The 23,528-nt window shown below is 35.5% G+C and carries 3 protein-coding genes and 1 tRNA gene; all 4 read right to left on the bottom strand.

What is annotated here, in order from left to right; all coding sequences use genetic code 11:
* Positions 1-199: 199 nt before the first annotated feature.
* A complete protein-coding gene (locus NMK29_RS02530) occupies positions 200-20,998 on the bottom strand; it encodes a Calx-beta domain-containing protein (protein WP_254097135.1) in 20,799 nt (6,932 codons plus the stop codon).
* Positions 20,999-21,513: 515 nt separating this feature from the next.
* A tRNA-Arg gene (locus NMK29_RS02535) sits at positions 21,514-21,587 on the bottom strand.
* Between the two features lie 44 nt (positions 21,588-21,631).
* Positions 21,632-21,859: a putative signal transducing protein gene (locus NMK29_RS02540; protein WP_108803328.1), complete on the bottom strand. Its 228-nt coding sequence runs from the start codon at positions 21,857-21,859 to the stop codon at positions 21,632-21,634.
* A 60-nt stretch (positions 21,860-21,919) separates the two neighbouring features.
* The gene (locus NMK29_RS02545) at positions 21,920-23,260 is read right to left on the bottom strand and encodes an SPFH domain-containing protein (protein ID WP_108803329.1); all 1,341 of its coding nucleotides are present in this window, start codon (positions 23,258-23,260) and stop codon (positions 21,920-21,922) included.
* Between the last annotated feature and the right edge of the window lie 268 nt (positions 23,261-23,528).

Genomic DNA, 23,528 nt, shown 5'->3' on the forward strand with positions numbered 1-23,528 from the left:
CAAGTATTTCTGCTGTTGCGGTATCTGTTGTAATAGGCTACTTGTTGAGCATTAGCATTGGTAAGAGCTATAGTTCCAGTAAATGTTTCTGTAGGTTCAGCTAATAAGATCTCCCAGTATAGATACAGGTAAATTAATAGCTGTTTGACCAGCGATTAGTGTATAGGACTGTGTAGTTTGTGCTGTATAGTCATCCCCATCAATTCGCTGTTGCATCAGATGTAGTAAGAGTAAATATGATATTTTCTTCCGCTGGTATATTACTAGTTACCGTAAAGTTTGCTGTTTGTGTAGCTTCATTTTCAGTGATTGTAAATCCTGCAATGCTCAGTTCCAGACTATCATTATCAAGTATTTCTGCTGTTGCGGTATCTGTTGTAATAGCTACTTGTTGAGCATTAGTATTGGTAAGAGCTATAGTTCCAGTAAATGTTTCTGTAGGTTCAGCTATAAGATCTCCCAGTATAGATACAGGTAAATTAATAGCTGTTTGACCAGCGATTAGTGTATAGGACTGTGTAGTTTGTGCTGTATAGTCATCCCCATCAATCGCTGTTGCATCAGATGTAGTAAGAGTAAATATGATATTTTCTTCCGCTGGTATATTACTAGTTACCGTAAAGTTTTCTGTTTGTGTAGCTTCATTTTCAGTGATTGTAAATCCTGCAATGCTCAGTTCCAGACTATCATTATCAAGTATTTCTGCTGTTACGGTATCTGTTGTAATAGTTACTTGTTGAGCATTAGTATTGGTAAGAGCTATAGTTCCAGTAAATGTTTCTGTAGGTTCAGCAATAAGATCTCCCAGTATAGATACAGGTAAATTAATAGCTGTCTGACCAGCGATTAGTGTATAGGACTGTGTAGTTTGTGCTGTATAGTCATCCCCATCAATTGCTGTTGCATCAGATGTAGTAAGAGTAAATATGATATTTTCTTCCGCTGGTATATTACTAGTTACCGTAAAGTTTGCTGTTTGTGTAGCTTCATTTTCAGTGATTGTAAATCCTGCAATGCTCAGTTCCAGACTATCATTATCAAGTATTTCTGCTGTTGCGGTATCTGTTATAATAGCTACTTGTTGAGCATTAGTATTGGTAAGAGCTATAGTTCCAGTAAATGTTTCTGTAGGTTCAGCTATAAGATCTCCCAGTATAGATACAGGTAAATTAATAGCTGTCTGACCAGCGATTAGTGTATAGGATTGTGTAGTTTGTGCTGTATAGTCATCCCCATCAATTGCTGTTGCATCAGATGTAGTAAGAGTAAATATGATATTTTCTTCCGCTGGTATATTACTAGTTACCGTAAAGTTTGCTGTTTGTGTAGCTTCATTTTCAGTGATTGTAAATCCTGCAATGCTCAGTTCCAGACTATCATTATCAAGTATTTCTGCTGTTGCGGTATCTGTTGTAATGGCTACTTGTTGAGCATTAGCATTGGTAAGAGCTATAGTTCCAGTAAATGTTTCTGTAGGTTCAGCAATAAGATCTCCCAGTATAGATACAGGTAAATTAATAGCTGTTTGACCAGCGATTAGTGTATAGGACTGTGTAGTTTGTGCTGTATAGTCATCCCCATCAATTGCTGTTGCATCAGATGTAGTAAGAGTAAATATGATATTTTCTTCCGCTGGTATATTACTAGTTACCGTAAAGTTTGTTGTTTGTGTAGCTTCATTTTCAGTGATTGTAAATCCTGCAATGCTCAGTTCCATACTATCATTATCAAGTATTTCTGCTGTTGCGGTATCTGTTGTAATAGCTACTTGTTGAGCATTAGCATTGGTAAGAGCTATAGTTCCAGTAAATGTTTCTGTAGGTTCAGCAATAAGATCTCCCAGTATAGATACAGGTAAATTAATAGCTGTTTGACCAGCGATTAGTGTATAGGACTGTGTAGTTTGTGCTGTATAGTCATCCCCATCAATTGCTGTTGCATCAGATGTAGTAAGAGTAAATATGATATTTTCTTCCGCTGGTATATTACTAGTTACCGTAAAGTTTGCTGTTTGTGTAGCTTCATTTTCAGTGATTGTAAATCCTGCAATGCTCAGTTCCAGACTATCATTATCAAGTATTTCTGCTGTTGCGGTATCTGTTGTAATAGTTACTTGTTGAGCATTAGTATTGGTAAGAGCTATAGTTCCAGTAAATGTTTCTGTAGGTTCAGCAATAAGATCTCCCAGTATAGATACAGGTAAATTAATAGCTGTTTGACCAGCGATTAGTGTATAGGACTGTGTAGTTTGTGCTGTATAGTCATCCCCATCAATTGCTGTTGCATCAGATGTAGTAAGAGTAAATATGATATTTTCTTCCGCTGGTATATTACTAGTTACCGTAAAGTTTGCTGTTTGTGTAGCTTCATTTTCAGTGACTGTAAATCCTGCAATGCTCAGTTCCAGACTATCATTATCAAGTATTTCCCCTGTTCCTTGGTTCTCTGTAATAGTTATTCCTGTTTGTCCATTGGTTTGTAGATTGCTTAGATTCACAAAATAGGTTTCCGTAGGTTCCGCAATGTTATTATCAAGTATAGTTACACTAAAGGTTTGTATATTGTTATTAGTTCCTCCAAAGGTCAGTGTTGTTGCGGCTATTGTTGTATAATCATCACCTGTGATTGCTGTATTATCAGCAGTACTGTAATCTATGGTAAAGTCGTTCTGTACATTCCCTGTTAGCGTAACCGTAAAAGTAGCTGTTCCATCATCTTCATTGACACTTACATCATTGATACTTAAAGTAGCAGTATCATTATCAAGTATTTCTGCTGTTGCGGTATCTGTTGTAATAGCTACTTGTTGAGCATTAGTATTGGTAAGAGCTATAGTTCCAGTAAATGTTTCTGTAGGTTCAGCAATAAGATCTCCCAGTATAGATACAGGTAAATTAATAGCTGTCTGACCAGCGATTAGTGTATAGGACTGTGTAGTTTGTGCTGTATAGTCATCCCCATCAATTGCTGTTGCATCAGATGTAGTAAGAGTAAATATGATATTTTCTTCCGCTGGTATATTACTAGTTACCGTAAAGTTTGCTGTTTGTGTAGCTTCATTTTCAGTGATTGTAAATCCTGCAACGCTCAGTTCCAGACTATCATTATCAAGTATTTCTGCTGTTGCGGTATCTGTTGTAATAGTTACTTGTTGAGCATTAGCATTGGTAAGAGCTATAGTTCCAGTAAATGTTTCTGTAGGTTCAGCAATAAGATCTCCCAGTATGGATACAGGTAAATTAATAGCTGTCTGACCAGCGATTAGTGTATAGGACTGTGTAGTTTGTGCTGTATAGTCATCCCCATCAATTGCTGTTGCATCAGATGTAGTAAGAGTAAATATGATATTTTCTTCCGCTGGTATATTACTAGTTACCGTAAAGTTTGCTGTTTGTGTAGCTTCATTTTCAGTGATTGTAAATCCTGCAATGCTCAGTTCCAGACTATCATTATCAAGTATTTCCCCTGTTCCTTGGTTCTCTGTAATAGTTATTCCTGTTTGTCCATTGGTTTGTAGATTGCTTAGATTCACAAAATAGGTTTCCGTAGGTTCCGCAATGTTATTATCAAGTATAGTTACACTAAAGGTTTGTATATTGTTATTAGTTCCTCCAAAGGTCAGTGTTGTTGCGGCTATTGTTGTATAATCATCACCTGTGATTGCTGTATTATCAGCAGTACTGTAATCTATGGTAAAGTCGTTCTGTACATTCCCTGTTAGTGTAACCGTAAAAGTAGCTGTTCCATCATCTTCATTGACACTTACATCATTGATACTTAAAGTAGCAGTATCATTATCAAGTATTTCTGCTGTTGCGGTATCTGTTGTAATGGTTACTTGTTGAGCATTAGCATTGGTAAGAGCTATAGTTCCAGTAAATGTTTCTGTAGGTTCAGCTATAAGATCCCCCAGTATAGATACAGGTAAATTAATAGCTGTCTGACCAGCGATTAGTGTATAGGACTGTGTAGTTTGTGCTGTATAGTCATCCCCATCAATTGCTGTTGCATCAGATGTAGTAAGAGTAAATATGATATTTTCTTCCGCTGGTATATTACTAGTTACCGTAAAGTTTGCTGTTTGTGTAGCTTCATTTTCAGTGATTGTAAATCCTGCAATGCTCAGTTCCAGACTATCATTATCAAGTATTTCTGCTGTTGCGGTATCTGTTGTAATAGTTACTTGTTGAGCATTAGTATTGGTAAGAGCTATAGTTCCAGTAAATGTTTCTGTAGGTTCAGCTATAAGATCCCCCAGTATAGATACAGGTAAATTAATAGCTGTCTGACCAGCGATTAGTGTATAGGATTGTGTAGTTTGTGCTGTATAGTCATCCCCATCAATTGCTGTTGCATCAGATGTAGTAAGAGTAAATATGATATTTTCTTCCGCTGGTATATTACTAGTTACCGTAAAGTTTGCTGTTTGTGTAGCTTCATTTTCAGTGATTGTAAATCCTGCAATGCTCAGTTCCAGACTATCATTATCAAGTATTTCTGCTGTTGCGGTATCTGTTGTAATGGCTACTTGTTGAGCATTAGCATTGGTAAGAGCTATAGTTCCAGTAAATGTTTCTGTAGGTTCAGCAATAAGATCTCCCAGTATAGATACAGGTAAATTAATAGCTGTTTGACCAGCGATTAGTGTATAGGACTGTGTAGTTTGTGCTGTATAGTCATCCCCATCAATTGCTGTTGCATCAGATGTAGTAAGAGTAAATATGATATTTTCTTCCGCTGGTATATTACTAGTTACCGTAAAGTTTGTTGTTTGTGTAGCTTCATTTTCAGTGATTGTAAATCCTGCAATGCTCAGTTCCATACTATCATTATCAAGTATTTCTGCTGTTGCGGTATCTGTTGTAATAGCTACTTGTTGAGCATTAGCATTGGTAAGAGCTATAGTTCCAGTAAATGTTTCTGTAGGTTCAGCAATAAGATCTCCCAGTATAGATACAGGTAAATTAATAGCTGTTTGACCAGCGATTAGTGTATAGGACTGTGTAGTTTGTGCTGTATAGTCATCCCCATCAATTGCTGTTGCATCAGATGTAGTAAGAGTAAATATGATATTTTCTTCCGCTGGTATATTACTAGTTACCGTAAAGTTTGCTGTTTGTGTAGCTTCATTTTCAGTGATTGTAAATCCTGCAATGCTCAGTTCCATACTATCATTATCAAGTATTTCTGCTGTTGCGGTATCTGTTGTAATAGTTACTTGTTGAGCATTAGTATTGGTAAGAGCTATAGTTCCAGTAAATGTTTCTGTAGGTTCAGCAATAAGATCTCCCAGTATAGATACAGGTAAATTAATAGCTGTTTGACCAGCGATTAGTGTATAGGACTGTGTAGTTTGTGCTGTATAGTCATCCCCATCAATTGCTGTTGCATCAGATGTAGTAAGAGTAAATATGATATTTTCTTCCGCTGGTATATTACTAGTTACCGTAAAGTTTGCTGTTTGTGTAGCTTCATTTTCAGTGATTGTAAATCCTGCAATGCTCAGTTCCATACTATCATTATCAAGTATTTCTGCTGTTGCGGTATCTGTTGTAATAGCTACTTGTTGAGCATTAGCATTGGTAAGAGCTATAGTTCCAGTAAATGTTTCTGTAGGTTCAGCAATAAGATCTCCCAGTATAGATACAGGTAAATTAATAGCTGTTTGACCAGCGATTAGTGTATAGGACTGTGTAGTTTGTGCTGTATAGTCATCCCCATCAATTGCTGTTGCATCAGATGTAGTAAGAGTAAATATGATATTTTCTTCCGCTGGTATATTACTAGTTACCGTAAAGTTTGCTGTTTGTGTAGCTTCATTTTCAGTGACTGTAAATCCTGCAATGCTCAGTTCCAGACTATCATTATCAAGTATTTCCCCTGTTCCTTGGTTCTCTGTAATAGTTATTCCTGTTTGTCCATTGGTTTGTAGATTGCTTAGATTCACAAAATAGGTTTCCGTAGGTTCCGCAATGTTATTATCAAGTATAGTTACACTAAAGGTTTGTATATTGTTATTAGTTCCTCCAAAGGTCAGTGTTGTTGCGGCTATTGTTGTATAATCATCACCTGTGATTGCTGTATTATCAGCAGTACTGTAATCTATGGTAAAGTCGTTCTGTACATTCCCTGTTAGCGTAACCGTAAAAGTAGCTGTTCCATCATCTTCATTGACACTTACATCATTGATACTTAAAGTAGCAGTATCATTATCAAGTATTTCGCCAATAGCAGAAAGATTATTAACATTACCGTTTAGGGTAATACTTTGACCATTTGTTACTAGGTTGTTAATAGTTCCATTTAGAGTTTCGCTTGGCTCAATAATAGTATCATCAGTAATTGGAACGCTTACTGTTTGACTTTCTGAGTTTGATCCTCCAAATGTCAGAAGAGTAGTTGTAATTTCTGTATAATCAGATCCAGCAATTGCAGAGATATCAGAAGTAAGGAATTCTAATGTTATTTCATTTTGTATTGCTTTATCTGTTGAAATTGTAAAATCAGCAGAGCCAATATTTTCACTTACATTAAAACCCGTTATAGAAATTATGGCATCATCATCATTGGTAATAGTTCCAACAGCGGAATCATCACTAAAGGTAATGGATGAATTTGGAGCTGATACTGTAGTGATATTACTTAAGTTTACTAAGAAGGATTCATCTAGTTCTATAATTTCGTCTCCGTTAATAGTAATCTCAATAGTTTCTTGTTCGTTTGCTAAACCCTCGAATGTTAGTGTTCCTATATTAGCCACATAATCAGAGTTAGCAGTTGTTGCTGTTCCATCAGCAGTAGTATAATCAACGGTTAAGCCATCTTCAACTTCTCCACTTAGTTCTGCGGTAAATGTGAGTAAAGATGTACCTGAGTTTCCTTCTGTTATAGATACATCAGAAATAGATAAAGAAGAACTATCATCATTGATAATGGTACCGACACCGGTTTTTCCTGCAGGATCAATAGTAATATCTTTGCCTGGAGCAATTACACTATTAAGCACCACATTAAATGTTTCATTAATCTCTACTGCAGTATCTCCATTAACAGATATTGTGATGATCTGTGTTTCTCCGATAGCACCAGTTGCGAAATTAATAACACCTCCATTGGCTGTAAAATCGGATGGTGCTCTGGCTTCAACATTAGAAGTAAAGAATGTCACCCCATATCCACCAACAACTTCAGCACCAGAATGAGTAACGGTAAACTCATAATCAATCGTTCCTGAGTCACCTTCAGTCTCTGTGACACTATCAATAGAAAGAAGAGCTGCATCATCATCTGTATTATTAACAGCTACATCATCAGGATCTAGTAGATCATAATTATCATCCGTAGTTAATGTTGTATTTATTGTATTTACAATGGTATATGGGATACTACCGTCTACAAGAATGTCATCTATACCTGTTACAGTCACAGTTTGTGGAATATTCCAGTTTGCAACAGTAAACGTTAAAGAAGATGTATCTACTGTCCCTTCATTTGTATTATTACTTGCCACATCTATAATTACGACACGATCTTCTATATCAGAAGCTGGTCGACTGGTTAATACAATCGTATATGTAGCTGTTGCTCCAGTTTCAGAAGTGGTTATTGAAGTAGGAGTGACAATAAACCCTGCATTATCGTTATCTTCATTAATAACACTAACATCATCCACAACCAACGAATCATATTTAGGATCTGAAGAAGTCGTATTACTAGTAACTATAGTATATGTAATATCTCCATCCACAATATCATCATCTTTACCCGTAACAGTTACAATTTGAGGATTATCCCAATCTGCAGGTATAAATGTTAAGGAAACAGGACTAAACGTATCGCTTTCAGTTAGGTCATTACTAGAAAGGGTGATAGTAACATTTTCTGTAGGTTCAGTATTAAGGACAACGGTAAAGGTAGCAGTGCCATTATTTTCAGTAGTATTACCAGAAATTGCAGATACAGTTACGCCTGCAGTATCATTATCTAAATTTATGGCAGCAACATCTGCTGGGTCAACATTTTCATATCCTGATAAATCATCAGTTGCAGCTTGATCCGTAGTTAAGATGATGTTATAATTAATATCACCGTCATCAAGATCATCATTAACACCTGTTATAGTTACTGTCTGAGGTATATTCCAATTAGATGCATTAAATGTTAGTGTATTAGCAGATACAGTTCCTTCTGTAAGATCATCACTCGATACATTAAAAACTACATTTCCAGAAGGCGCAAAAGGTAATACAACTGTAAAGGTATCTGTTGTTAAATCTTCTGAAGTTTGTATAGAAGTTTCTGAAACGATAACCGTATTATCGGGTAATGCATTTATGGTTACTAAGAAGGTACACGTTTCTGTATTCCCAGCTGTATCCTCGGCAGTATAGGTTACTGTAGTTGTTCCTAAATTAAAACTAATACTACTCAATTCATTGATTCCCGATGCCTGAGCAGCTGAAGTTGTTGCACCTGAAAGTTCATAAGTCAATTTGGTTACGGCACAATTATCTGCATATGTTGGAGCAGGAATACCGGAAACTACAACAGACGAATCCCCTCCATTATCAACATCCTGAATAATATTTGATGGACAAGAAATCGTTGGTGTTTCATTATCAGTAACAATGACGTTAAAATTAACTGTTCCTGTATTAGACGGAGAAGCATTATCTGATACCGTCCAAGTTACGGTAGTGGTTCCAGGTTCAAAAATTTGACCGTTTAGGGTAGTATTGACCCCTGTAACTACTGTAGTAGCTCCCGTTAGTGTATAAGTAATTGTTGGATTAGGATCACAATTGTCAATTGGATTCCAAGTATTGTCTGTATGTGTATAGGTACATACATTAGTATCTGTAACTACATTTCTATCTGTTAAATCATCCAAAGTAGGGGATTGTGTATCTTCTACGATAACTGTAGTGCTGCACACATTGGTACGTCCAGAAGAATCAGTAACCCTTAAATAAACAGTGTTAGTTCCAATTTCAGAACAAATATATGTTAATGATGAACTATATGTAATATCATCTTTTGATATTTCATAGATAGAAATGGAACAATTATCAGTAGAATTATTGTCTATATCTGTTGTTGTTAAGGATGCTGTACCATCTCTTAGTAACTGAATGGTGGCTGTTTGACATATTGCCACCGGATCTTCGGTATCTGTTACTGTTACTGTATAAGAACAACTGTTGCTATTATTTTCTGCATCTAAAACCGTCCAGATTACAGTAGTAGTCCCCTGTTCAAATATTTGTCCATTAAGATCGGTGTTAGTTCCTGTGATAGTGGTTGTAGCACCAGTAAGAGTGTAGGTTAATACAGGTGAGGTGTCGCAATTATCAGTAGCAATAGGGTTTAAGCTATTATCAGGATTTGTATAGTTACAAAGAGCATTGTCTGTTACTACGGATTGGTTTGATGGACAGGTAGTGAATACAGGAGATATGTTATCTTCTACCGTTACAATTGCAGTACAAGTCGATTGATTTCCATTAACATCTGTAACGGTTAATGTTACTGTGTTTTGACCTATGTCTGAACAATCAAAAGAATTTTGATCAACGGTAAATAGGTTTATTCCACAAGAGTCTGAAGAACCATTATCTAAATCTTGTGCTAAAATATTAGCATCTCCGAATTCATCTAATTGGATGGTGATATCTTGACAAACTGCAATTGGGGGTGTAATATCTTGAACGGTTATCGTTGTTGTACAACTATTGGTGTTCCCGGCAATATCAGTTATTGTAAGTGTAACTGTATTGTCACCTATTTCAGCGCATGAAAATGTATTGGGCGATACACTTGCTGTAAAATTAGGGCAGTTATCCGAGGATCCAAAAGCAATTGAATCTACATCTATATTAGATAGGTTATAGGTTCCGTTAGCATCTAATTGAATCGTAATTGGAGTGCAGGAAACAACGGGGTTTATAGTGTCTTGAACAGTGACAATTACATTATCAGTTGTTATATTTCCACTAGTATCAGTAACCGTTAGTGTAACAGTATTTGTGCCAAAATCAGCACATGTAAAATCAGTTTTATCAATTACTAAACTTTGGATTCCACAATTATCCGAAGAACCATTGTTAATATCATTTGCAGTAATGCTTACCGTGCCGCTAGCATCTAATTGTATAGATATATCCTGACCAATAGCAATTGGGGGTGTTGTGTCATTAACAGTAACAGTATAAGAACATTGAGAAGAAACACCACTACCATCAATTGCTGTCCAGGTTACTGTAGTAATACCAGTATTAAATAGTTGTCCATTTAAAGAAGTATTTGTTGGATTATCGGCTAATATTGTATCTCCAGATAGGGCATAAGTAAGATCATTTATAGTAATACATCCGTCAGAAGCAGTGGCATCCCAGGCTGTACCACTATGTTCATATCCACATTTATCACTATCAGTTCCGACGATCTGCGATGCAATACACGTTATTATAGGAGCGATATCATCTTCTACGGTTACCAATGCAGTAGCTGTAGATACATTATTATTAACATCTGTTACTGTAAGAGTAACAGTATTTGTAGCTGGATTAGCTCCAAGATTAGAGCAATCAAAATCAGTTATGTCTAGTGTTATAGAAGCTATGCCACAACTATCAGAAGAACCATTATCAATATCAGCCGGAGTTATAGCAGCGTTACCTATATTATCCAAGTTTATAGTAATGTCTTGTGCAAGAGCAATAGGAGGAACATTGTCTTCTACAGTTACAATAGCGGTACAAGTATCTGAATTACCTGTAGTGTCTGTGATCGTTAAAGTAACTGTGTTCGCACCAACATCGTTACAATCAAAATCATTTTTACTTAGTGTCCTTACTAGAGAATCCTGACAATTATCAAAAGAGCCATTATCAATATCTAAACCTGTAATACTAACATTACCTGTAGCATCAAGATCAACAGTAATATTTTGGCAAACCGCCACAGGATCGATATCATCCAGGATTGTTACTATGGCATCACAAGTATTACTATTTCCAGCAAGATCTGTTACTGTTAGAGTTACGGTATTTGTTCCTAGATTTGTACAATCAAAAGTTGTCTCACTAATTGCCAGACTAACAGCTCCACATGCATCAGATGATCCATTATTGATATCTTCTGGGGTTATACTAGCATTTCCAAAGGCATCTAAAACAATAGATATAGGAGTACATAAGGCAGTAGGAGGTGTTACATCCTCTACTGTTAATGTTGCATTACAACTACTGATATTTCCGTTGTTATCGGTTACGGTTAGTGTTACAGTATTTAATCCTATTTCAGTACATGTAAATGTATTTGGTGTGATTACCAAACTAGCAATTCCACTAGGATCCGAGGTTCCTAAAGAAATTGCGTTAATATTGTCCGTTGTTAACGCATAATTTCCAGTGTTATCTAATTGTATGGTGATGTCATTACACACTACTGTTGGATCTTCATCATCGGTAATGATGACTTGATATGTGCCTGTATTTGTATTACCGTTTACATCGGTAGCTTCCCAGACGACATCATGAACTCCAATTCCAAAACTTTCTCCAATAATAGAGGTTGACAGATCGGTTCCAATAATACTTCCTCCATCAATCTGATAGGTTATGGTTAGTAAATCGCAGTTATCAGTAGCAGGAATGTCCCACGATGAATCGGTTGTATTTGTTGCTGTATAGGTGTTAAATCCAGTGTTTAAACTTCTTGTTTGTGTAGCTATAGTAACGAAGGTTGGACTTTGTGTATCTGTGATAGTAAATTCTGTAGTACAGGTAGCACTTACGTTATCGCTTGTGTCATATAAACGCCAAAGTACTGTGATATTAGGATTAGCTATGGTTCCCACAGGAATTTGTTCTCCCGATAGGGTGGTGCTTAAATCTGATCCAATTTCTGCCGCTCCATTTATAGAATATGTGAGTCTTGATAAACCAGCGTTATCTTCGAAAGAAAAAGGATCAAATTCTGAACCGACAACTTGATAATAACATTCCCCAGCTTCAGCATTTTGCGCTACTGTAGCATCCGGACAATTATTTATCACAGGTAACTCCGTATCTGTAATCACTACATCAATACTACATGAAAAAGCATTGTTGCTATCATCTGTAGCGGTCCAATTAACCATTGTAGTTCCTATAGGGAATGTTTCACCGGCTAAAGAGGTGTTATTATTATAATCATTACTTAAGGTGACGTCGCAGTTATCGCTAAAATTAGTAGGGTCAAATTCTATTCCTGATGCCGTATAAAATGCTTCTCCAGCATCCGTGTCTCGGTTAAATTGATTTCCTAAGTCCCCTGTTGGGCAGTTGATTGTGGGCAAGATATTATCTATTACACTAATGGTAAAGCTATAGTTAAAGGTGTTTCCAGCTTCATCAGTTACAGCATATGTTACATTGGTATCTCCTAAAGGAAATTCGTATCCTGGAACAGCTACATCTGGTGTAATTATAATAGCTAAATCTACTTCATCAGTAACGTTATCAATAAATGTTGGGGGAGTATAATTAACTTCTGCGGAACAACCACTCGATATGTTTACAGAAATATCGGTTGGAGCTGAGAGTAGGCGAGGCTCTTCTGTATCTATAATAGTGACCGTAAAAATTGCGGTACCTACATTTCCATTGTCATCCGTTGCTTCCCAGGTAATCGTATTTTCACCTATAGGTAATTGTTGTCCATCTAAAGTTCCTAAATTAAATTCATTTACTAGAGTAGTAACAATTCCACAATTGTCTGAAGCGGTTACTTCATCAAATTCAGTTCCTTGAACTGTATAAAAATTTTGATTTAAATCTGTAGGCCTTACCTGATTTCCTAAAACTATAATGCTGGGGGGTTCATTATCGTTAATCGTTAATGTATAAGAACAACTACTTATTTGTCCATTAGAATCTTCTGATGACCAGTTGATCGTTATTCGTCCTGTATTAACCCCATTTTCAGGGCCTCTGGGAATGGTCACTCCAGAAAGTGTATTTGTTCCTGTAATTAGTATGTTGGTATCTGGATTTATAAAATTCCAAGTTAATACAGGTGCTGTGCAATTATCAGTTGCTTCTATTGGATCTAATTCGTTTCCTATTACGGTATATGAGCAACTATCAGCATCTGTATTTCTTGTTTGATCAGCTACACAAGTAATAGTCGGAGGTGCGTCAGTAACAGTGACATCAAAAGAACAGGTAGAAACATTACCATCGTTGTCAGTAGCCGTGTAAATAACCGTTGTAGTTCCTATATCAAATAAACTGCCAGGAGCAAAGTTTGATATAAAAGAATCTGTACCCGAACAAAGATCAGTAGCTGTTAACGCAGGCCAAGATACAGCAGCCTGACAAGAGTTTCCTTCAGCTGCAACTATTATTTCAGAACTTGGACAATTTGTTATGGTTGGAGCTTCATTATCAACTACTGTTACTAACTGATCATAATTTGCCTGATTTCCTGCTTCGTCTGTTAATACCCATCTAACTGAAGTAACTCCTAAAAGGAAAGTAGTAGGAGCATTACTAGTAATGGTGATGTCGCCAGGTTCGGAACAATTATCCGTTGCTGTAGGAGGAGTTAATGTAATTGTATTGTTACAGGTCCCTGGAGTTACATTTAAAATTACATCATCAAAAGGAGTGTCTAATACCGGACCTTCTTCATCTTCCACGGTAAAATTAAAACTACAAGTGTTCGTATATACCGTACCACCTATTGTTTGAGAAGCAGTCCAAGTAATAGTGGTTGTTCCTAATGGTATTTCTGCACCTGCTAAAGTGGTATTTGAAGGAGCTCCAGGAAGATCATGCGTTAGCGTTCTAGAATCTCCAGTAACGGATACAAAGGTAGCGTCAAACCCAGTATTTCCAATAGGTATTGTGTAGTTACAAGAACCATTATCTGCAGGTTCTGTAGCATTGTTAGAACAAGCAGTTTCTGGTTCAAGTGCATCTACAACAATTAGATTAACATCACAAGTGGTAGTATTTGTTCCATCACTAGCAGTCCAAGTAAAAATATATGAGCCAGCTGTTAGTTCTTCTCCATTTAAAAATCCAGTTCCTGTTCTGTTATTTGTATATGAAATTACTTCGCAATTATCTGATACCGGAGGAGTAAATTCATTTCCATTTACGTAATAGAAATTCGAACCATTTGAGTATTCTCTATAATAGGTAACCACAGGACAGTCGATTACAGGGGCTTGATTATCCGTCACTGTAACACGTTGTGTAAAAAACTGAAAATTACCTCTGATATCTCTGGCTGACCAAAAAACAAGTGTTTCTCCTAATTCAAAAGTAGTTTCACTTGTAGATTGGGTATAAACAATATCAATTGGTCCATCACAGTTATCTGTAGATGTTGGAGCACCTAAGTTTACACCAGTAGCTACGCAATCACCCAAGTCCGCATTAACATTTATATCTGCAGGCCAAGTAATGACTGGATCTTCATTGTCAATTACAAAAATACTATAGATACAGTAGGAGTTAGAATTGGAGCCGTTATCGGCATTCCAGGTAACAATAGTTTCTCCTCTGTTTAATACAATCCCACTCAGACTAGAACCTCCTGTTCCTGTAGTTGCACCTGCTAACGTATATGTGAAAGTAACTCCTGGAGCTGTAGAAGAAACATCCATTTCAGTTCCTTGAACCGTATATGTACAGATATTTGTATCTGTATTTCTAGATTGATTTTGTCTACAAGTTACTGGTGGTGATGTATCTGTATCATCAGTAATTGTAATATTCATTACGCAGGTTGAGATATTACCTAGTATATCTGTAAAGGTCCAGGTAACTATTGTAGTTCCCTCTGGAAATTGAACTCCCGATAGACTATCAGTATTATTAAAATCATTAATTGTTGTAAATGAAGAGCAGTCAAAAATTCTAAACGGTTTAAATTCATCTCCAAAAACAGTATAAAAATTTTGTCCTTGATCTACTCTTCTTGTAATATTAGATCTACAATTAAAAGAAGGAGCATCATCATCTACTATTGTAATGTCTTGGGTGGTAAAAGAAATATTTCCATGAATATCTTCTACAAACCAGGTAACTGATTGTGTCCCCAAACTAAAACTATTATTAATAATATTATTCCAAACTCTTGATACTCCACAATTATCAGATGTAATTGGCGTTCCTAATGCAGTAACTTCTGCCATACAATTCCCTGTAGTTCCTGTAGTAATATCTGCGGGAGCAGTTATAGAAGGGAGTTCATTATCATTTACGGTTACAAAGAAGTTACAAATATCTGTATAGGTTACACCTTCGACCACTTGAGAAGCGGTCCAAGTAACCAATGTTATTCCTTCTGGGAAAATCGCTTCATCCAATGTAGCTAAATTGTTATAATCGTTCACTAATGTTGCACCTGCTGTTGATGCAAAAGGATCAAACTCTGTTCCCTGTGCAGTATATGTACATTGGTTTGTATCTGTATCTTTTACCTGATTGTCAACACAGCTTAAAGAAGGAAACACACTATCAACAACATCAACAGTAATTAAACAAATTTGTGTGTTTGCTGGTACTGCCGTATCTGTTGCTGTCCAGGTAATAATATTTAATCCTTGGTTTAATGTGGTGCCTGCAATATTGGTACCTGAACCCGCAGTGGCACCTGAGATAACATATGTATAAGAAGCTAGCGCGCAATTATCATCAACATTGGGTTGCAATTCTCTGTTTCTTACCGTGTAAAAAGATTCTCCAATATCCCTTACCCTAGTAATCGTACTAGAAGGACAATCAATTGTGGGACTTATATCATCTACAACCGTTAATTCTAATGTTTTAGTTATTGTATTTCCTGCATTATCTGTAATGCTCCAATTTACTGTGGTCGTCCCAACTGGAAAGGTAGCGAAAGCTAGAGAGCTAAAATTGTTATAATCGTTTACAACAGTAAAATTTTCAAGTGTACAATTATCTGTTATTGCTTGAGGATCAAATTCTGACCCCACAGTTTCATAAAAACAATCTTCATTACTGGTTGATTGTGTAGTAGTAACTACGGTATCAGAGCTAGCAATTAATTCAAAATCAGGAGGATCTACATCCAAGACTTCTACTTGATATTCTATTACAGCCACATTACCCCCAGCATCAGTAGCAGTCCATACTACAACTGTAATACCTAATGGAAAATCAAACCCAGCCAAGGTATTAGTTCCGTTTTGATTATTTACTAAAACCACTCCAGGGCAATTATCTGTTACAGTAGTTGGATCAAATTCGTTTCCTACAACAGTATAAACGCAACTTGTAGCAGTTGCATTTTCTGTTTGATCCGCTACTGTAGAAATAGAAGGGCCATCATTGTCAATTATAGTAATATTAAATTCACAACTTGCTGTGTTTCCAATTACATCAGTTACATTCCAAATTACTGTATGAACTCCAGCAGACAATATTTCATTTTCTAAAGAGCTTGAAGCGCCACCAGAAACTCCATCTAAAATATAGGAAACAGTTAAATCACCTGATACATCACAATTATCGGCTAATGAAGTAAGATTAAACTCTGCACCTTGTACAGTATAGTCGCACAATCCACCTGAAATATTTCTAATCACATTACCATTACAAACAAATGTTGGTGCTTGATTATCCGATATCGTTATTGTAAATGTACCAGCATCTACTGAATTTCCATTAACATCACTTAATGTCCATTGAACTATATAAGGGTTTGTTTCGTCTTTTGGAAGTTGTAAACCAGACAAAGAAGTATTTCCTGTAAAAACAGTAATCCCCTCTTTTGTAATAGTATATGTTGGATCTTCTAAATCACAATTATCCGCAATATTTTGTAAATCAAAACTAGCATCATTTACTGTGAAAAAACATTGAGAAGGATCAGTATTTCGTACAAAATTTCCTGTAGGTGCAGTAAAAGTAGGCATTTGATTATCTTCTACAGAAACATAAATAGTACAACTAGAGCTATTTCCGTTCTCATCTGTGGCAGTCCATATAATTGTATTGATACCAACTGGTAAAATTTTATTTGCTAATGTTGTGGTTCCGTCAAAGGAATTTGTAGCAGAATCTACATCACAACCATCTTCTGTAGTAGGATCGAATTCTGTTCCCTGAACAGTATAAGAGCAATTACCAATATCTGCTTCTCTTATAAATGGGCTACTTATAGTACTTCCAGGAACACAAGTTAATACTGGTGGTGTTAAGTCATTTACGGTAACATCAAAACTCATAGTTACTAAATTACCTGATGAATCTGTAGCTCTGTAGATTATGGTTGTAGTTCCTACTGAAAAAGCAGAACCACTAGATAATCCATTTATTTGTTCTAAAGTAAAGCCAGGACAGTTATCAGTTACTGTAGGTTCTGTCCAATTTACTATGGCATCACACCCTGTAGTAATATTCTCAGTAATATCATTAATTATAGAAATTTCAGGATTCTCATTATCTACAACGGTAACTCTAAAGCTTGTTGATCTTGTGTTTACTCCATCACTGGCAGTCCATACAATGGTATTTAATCCAATGGGGATAGTTACCCCATCTAACGTAGATGCTAGTACAGAAGGATCAGAGTTTACAGTATAGGAAACAGACGTAATTCCACAATTATCATCAAAAATCGCATCAAACTCGTTACCGGATACAATATATCCGCAGATAGTAGTTGTCGTATTTTTAAACTGATTACTCACCGCGGTGACTGTTGGTTGTTGAGTGTCTATTACAGTTTTGGTAAATGTTAATGGAGTAGAAGTATTAGTGCCATCAGAAGCTGTCCAGCTTATCGTGTTTGCTCCTAACTCTAGAGTTGCTCCCACCAAGGAACCCGTTCCAGATAACGTAGTAGCTCCAGTAACAGTATAAGATAATATAGTGCCAGGACAATTGTCAGATACTGTAGGGTCGAATTGTGATCCTTGTACAGTATAGGAACAGAATCCTAGATCTGCGCTTATATTTCCATTTGTGGTTTCTGTACTTGCATTTAATACAGGAACATTAGTGTCTGTGATGGTTACCGTTGTATTACAAATACTCGAATTTCCAGCTTCATCAGTAACAGTAACAAGGACCGCATTAGGTCCTAAATTAGAACAATTAAAAACTGTTTGATTAAAAGTATAAGTTAAATTAGCTGAGGTTGTGCAATTATCTGTAGTGCCACCATCAACATCGGTACTAGTTATTGTTACATTCCCTGATGCATCCAAATCAAGTGTTGGTGATAAGCAAATTACATTAGGTGCTTCATTATCAGTTACGGTAATTGTAAAACTACAATTACTACTGTTATTGCCTGATTCATCGGTTGCTACATAGGTCACAGTGGTCGTTCCTGTTGGAAAGCTATCCCCAGAATTATGAGAACTGGACCAAACAATAGCTGTATCTATAGTACAATTATCCGTAACAGTAGGTTCCACCCAGCTTGCCGTTGCAAAACACGCTCCCGAATCTGAATTTATTGTAATGTCAGTGGGACAGTTACTTAAAACCGGAGCTTCTAAATCTTCTACAGTAATATCAAAGGAACAAACAAGACCTTGGTTTCCAGATTCATCTGTAGCTGTATAGGTTACAGTAGTTGTCCCAACCGAGAAGGTATCTCCAGGGAGATGTGATCTTACCCAAATAATATCCTCTGGATTACTACAGTTATCTATAACACTGGGTTCCGTCCAGCTTACAGTAGTGGAACATGTTCCTAAGTTACTTGGTTTTGATATATTAGAAGGACAATCTTGGATAAGAGGGATTTGATTGTCGTTTATTGTAACAGTAAAACTATTGTCAACACTGTTTCCGGAAGCATCAGTAATAGTGTAGGTAATTGTAGTATCTCCTATCGGAAAAAAAGTACCATTGGTATTTCCTCCTGTTTGAATAATTGTGCTTCCAGGGCAATTATCTGTAGAAGATGGTTCTGTCCAATTTACAATTGCACCACAATCATCGATATCATTGTTAGTATTTATATCAGATGGTAAATTAACAATGGTTGGATTTTCTATATCTAAAATGATAATATCAAAACTACAGCTAATCGAATTTCCCGACGCATCTGTAATTTCAAAAGTATTTGTTGTAGTACCTACAGGAAATGTAGCTCCAGAAGCTAATCCAGCTATTTGAGAAGTATTAGAACTAGGGCAATTATCAGTGCCAATAGGTGGAGTATAAACGATAACTGCTCCACAAACTCCAGGATCAGAGTTTTGCGTAATAGTAGAAGGACAATTAATTTCAGGTATTTCATTATCAACTACTATGACATTAAAACTTTCAACAGTAGTATTACTATTATCATCTATAGCAGTATAAGTAATAGTAGTTGTACCAACCGGAAAATTACTTCCATTAATCAAACCTGTTGTTGGATTAGAAGTTTGTTCAAAACTTTGGATACCACAATTATCATTTGCAGTAGGAACTATCCAAGTTACTGCACTATCACAAGAATTTGAGGTATTGTTAATAGTAATATCTGATGGAAGATTAATAATTTCCGGAACTTCAATATCATTAATAGTAACGATAAAACTACAACTGTCCTCATTTCCAGAGCTGTCTGAAGCAGTAGCAGTTACAGTTGTAACACCTTCATTAAAAGAAGCACCATTAAGAGTATTAATAATAGTATTTGTGGTAGCTCCAGTGAGTACATAAGTAATGGATGGAGTTCCACAATTATCAGTTGTATTAGCATCCCAAGAATTATTATTCTTTGTATAGGTACATTGACCGCTATCCGTAATTTCGGTTTGATCGGCAATACAGTTTATACTAGGGTTGGTATCATCAGTTACTTCTACAGTAAAACTACAGGTCGAAACTAAACCGGCAATATCTATTACTGTCCACGTTACAGTGGTAATTCCTTGAGAAAAAGCTACTCCATCTAAACTGATTCCTGTTCCTGTAGATGCACCACTTAAGGCATATGATATCGAATTGATTGAACAGTTATCTGACGCTACAGCATCCCATAACGTATCAGAGTGTGTATACTCACATAAGGCATCTCCTGCTTCAGTCTGATCTGATACACAGGTGATCATTGGGTTTTGATTATCTATTAATGTAACATTAAAATTATAAGTGTTTTCATTTCCGGATTCATCAGTAGCTGTAATAATTACATTTTGTATCGTACTATGATCACTTATAATAGTGCCTGAAACTGGGTTTTGAACCAATGTGATGTTACCAATTGTAGAACAATTATCAGAAACAGTTAAGGTGGAAGTATAGTCTGGTAATACTTGATTACAACTATCTAGGCCGGTGTTAATTGTTTGATCACCCTCTCCTATAATAGAAGGAATCGTATTTTCTAAAGTCGTAGTAATCGGTGCCGATGTAATACATCCTTCGGTACTGATAGCTCGTACTGTATAATTGGTATTTGCAGTAATTGAAATTGAAATAGGGATATCTCCAATTTTCATGAGATTAGTCTCATTCCATAACTCATACGTAGCAGCATCAGTAGCTGAAGCTTCAATTAAAAAAGGAGTATTAAAACAAATAGGATTACCCGAATTTATAGTAGTATTGATATTAGATGGTAAAGGATTTACATTTACTGTAACTGCAGAGGCATTAATTGGAAGTTGTATACCAAAACTATCTAATACATCTACCAAAAAGTAGGTAGTAGTAACTGTGGGAGATATAACAATAGGATCACCACCAAAAGTTGGGCTTTCAGGATCAGAATCACTGTTGTAATTCGTAATTGTGAAATTACTAGTACCATCAGAGTAAACAACCGTATAAGGTCCTAAACTTGCTCCAATAATTACCTGTATAGAAGTTGTTTCACCTATACAGATTGAAGAGGGACCATCAAAAATTAATTCGGCATCCTGAGCATTTAAATTATATACAATTCCAAAAGATAAAAACAGTAAAATATAATAATTCCTTGCAAGGGTGATGATAGATTTGACAGGATAAATAAAAAAATCAAGCATTCTCAATCATATTAATATACCAATAGTTAAACAAGAGTAACACATGTGTTCTTTTAGTATTAGGAAATAAGTTTTATAGTCCCAATATGGAGCATGTATATAGTACGCTGTTATGAAATTTCTCAATCATGGGGTAAGTAAATTGAGAGAGAATTCCCTTTGTTTTATTATTTTAAAGGTATAGTTAAAATATGTTAAGAACAATTTTTTTGTTAATAAAAACGTTAAAAAGGCTTTTTTTATGTTAAAAAAGAGGTTTTTGTATTGTTTGAGTAAGTTTTAACCTTCGTCGTGAAAACATAACTTGATGTTTTATTTCATTTTAAACACATTTTTTAACACTACAAAATAAATAATTTTCTAAATAAACATGGGGAGAAAAAATATTCATTGTGAATTGATCATTGATTTTTTGATGTTTGAATATTTTTAAACTAAGACTGTTTTAATGTAAATTTTATGCAAATAAAAAAAGCGGACAAAAAGTTAATTTTAACTTATTTGTCCGCTTAAAGTGACCTCGGCAGGATTCAAACCTGCAACCTCTTGAGCCGTAATCAAGTGCACTATTCAGTTATGCTACGAGGCCTTTTTTGCGGGTGCAAATATATGAGTATTTCATAAAATATAAAACTATTTTGAAATTTCTTTTTGAAATTTTTTGATGATTTCACTAGCTTTTTTAGCATCATCATTATAAACGAATAGTTCAGTTGAACCTTCAATAGCTCCAAAACCTGCTAATCTTCCTGATTCTTTGTGATCTTTTATTATAAAAGGGATGTTTATTTCATCTAATAGATAAGCTAGTCTGTTAACCATGATAGATGTTCCTGTATATATATTTATATGCTTTTCCATATGTTAAGTTTATTAGATTATTAGCGGAATGAAACACTTTCATTCCGCTTTTTTTAAATGTTACTCTTTGGACGCTTTTTGTGACATCATCTTTTTGGCAAGATCAGCACCAATCAAAGATTGTAGTAGGTTGCCATCCGTTCCTGATTTACTTCCATCCTGGATATAAATTTCAGGAAGTTTTAGGTCTTTAAGCTGTTTTGCAACATTGACAGAGGTTTTAAATTCCCACTCTGCTCGTTCTTGAGGCGTAAGACCTGCAGTTACTAGTTTTGCGTTTTCATAAGATTGTGCATCAGCCATTGTTTTCTGGGTTTTGGCCTTAAACTGTGCAACCTCATAATTTTTCCGCTCTTCAATAAGATTAAATTCTGCTACTTTGGCTTTTGTTTCAGCTTCAATAGTTTTCTGAATTTGCTCTTTTTCTAATCTAGCTCTTTCTGCAGCTTTTTCAGCTTCACCTCGCGCAGTTTCTTTTTGAGCACGATAAAATTCACGCTCCGCTTGCTGTTTTTCTAACTGAGTCTGTGCGACTTCTTCTTTTTGTAACTGAAGACGTTTGTCGAATTCTGGTTCCCAATCTATTTCGGTAACAACAGCTTGTACAACCGTTAGACCATATCCTTTTAACGAATTTCCTTTTTCTCTAACTGGTTCTCCATCGTGATACTTTATTCTAAAACGTTTTTGCTTTGATTCTTTGTTAACAATCGTTCGTACCGTAGCACTATCACCAATGATTTCTCTATTTTCATTAGCAATAAATTCCTCAAGAACATACATTCCATTTTCTAATTGATCTTTAAAATATCTGTCAAAATCCGAAGCTTGTCCAGATATATAATCTTGGGCATCCATAAGCTTACAGGTGTTTTTAATAGATTGATCAATATTAGGTATGATTCTAGATCTAATCAAGTTTCTTTCGGTTTTGTTACGATCAGCAACAGATAAAAATTGATCTTGATCTGCTGTATTGATGCTAATAACTACCGAAGTTGCAATTCTGGCTTTTACTGCATCACTAAACGCCCAATACTTAGCTTTGTCAACATTCGCATATTTACTTTGCTCTCCCAATTCATTCTTCTTGTTTGGGATTACATATTTAATTGGTAATTCGAATTGAATAGGGATTAATCGTCCCCACATTTTAGTATGAATTCCTTGATGCACTACTGCTTTTTGACTCCCCCAAGGATACTGAACTGCATAAGCAGTACCTGGTTCGGCATAAAAGAACATTCCCGAAATTACACTCATGACTAATCCAATTATAATCATTGAGATATTTCTTTTTCGAGTGAATTTATGTAGTGTTTTTGATTCTTTAAAAAAAGGTTTGATGATAAAGATGGTGATTCCTATAAACACCATGATAATTCCTAGATATGTTAGCATAGTTATGATGTATTAAATTTTATTAATTAATTATTTAGTTAATAAGTGTACATCGTTGATTACATGATTTCTATGCTTTTAATAGTGAAAAAGTTGGTTTAATTAATTCTCGTGCATGTAAGATATATAGGTTGTTGTAATTAGAAAAATATTTATATTAAAATCTATAAAGGTGAATTAATATTGTAAGCTTAAAGATGATTTTAGTTCTGGATTGAAACTTAAAATATCTATTTATTGTTTTAAATTGTAATATAATATTTGCTTT

This window comes from Aquimarina sp. Aq107 (genome assembly GCF_943733665.1).
GTDB lineage: Bacteria > Bacteroidota > Bacteroidia > Flavobacteriales > Flavobacteriaceae > Aquimarina.

What these genes read in the sequence shown, in the direction of transcription:
- NMK29_RS02530 (WP_254097135.1), bottom strand. Translation starts at nt 20,998, where the DNA reads ATGCTTGATTTTTTTATTTATCCTGTCAAATCTATCATCACCCTTGCA.
- NMK29_RS02540 (WP_108803328.1), bottom strand. Translation starts at nt 21,859, where the DNA reads ATGGAAAAGCATATAAATATATATACAGGAACATCTATCATGGTTAAC.
- NMK29_RS02545 (WP_108803329.1), bottom strand. Translation starts at nt 23,260, where the DNA reads ATGCTAACATATCTAGGAATTATCATGGTGTTTATAGGAATCACCATC.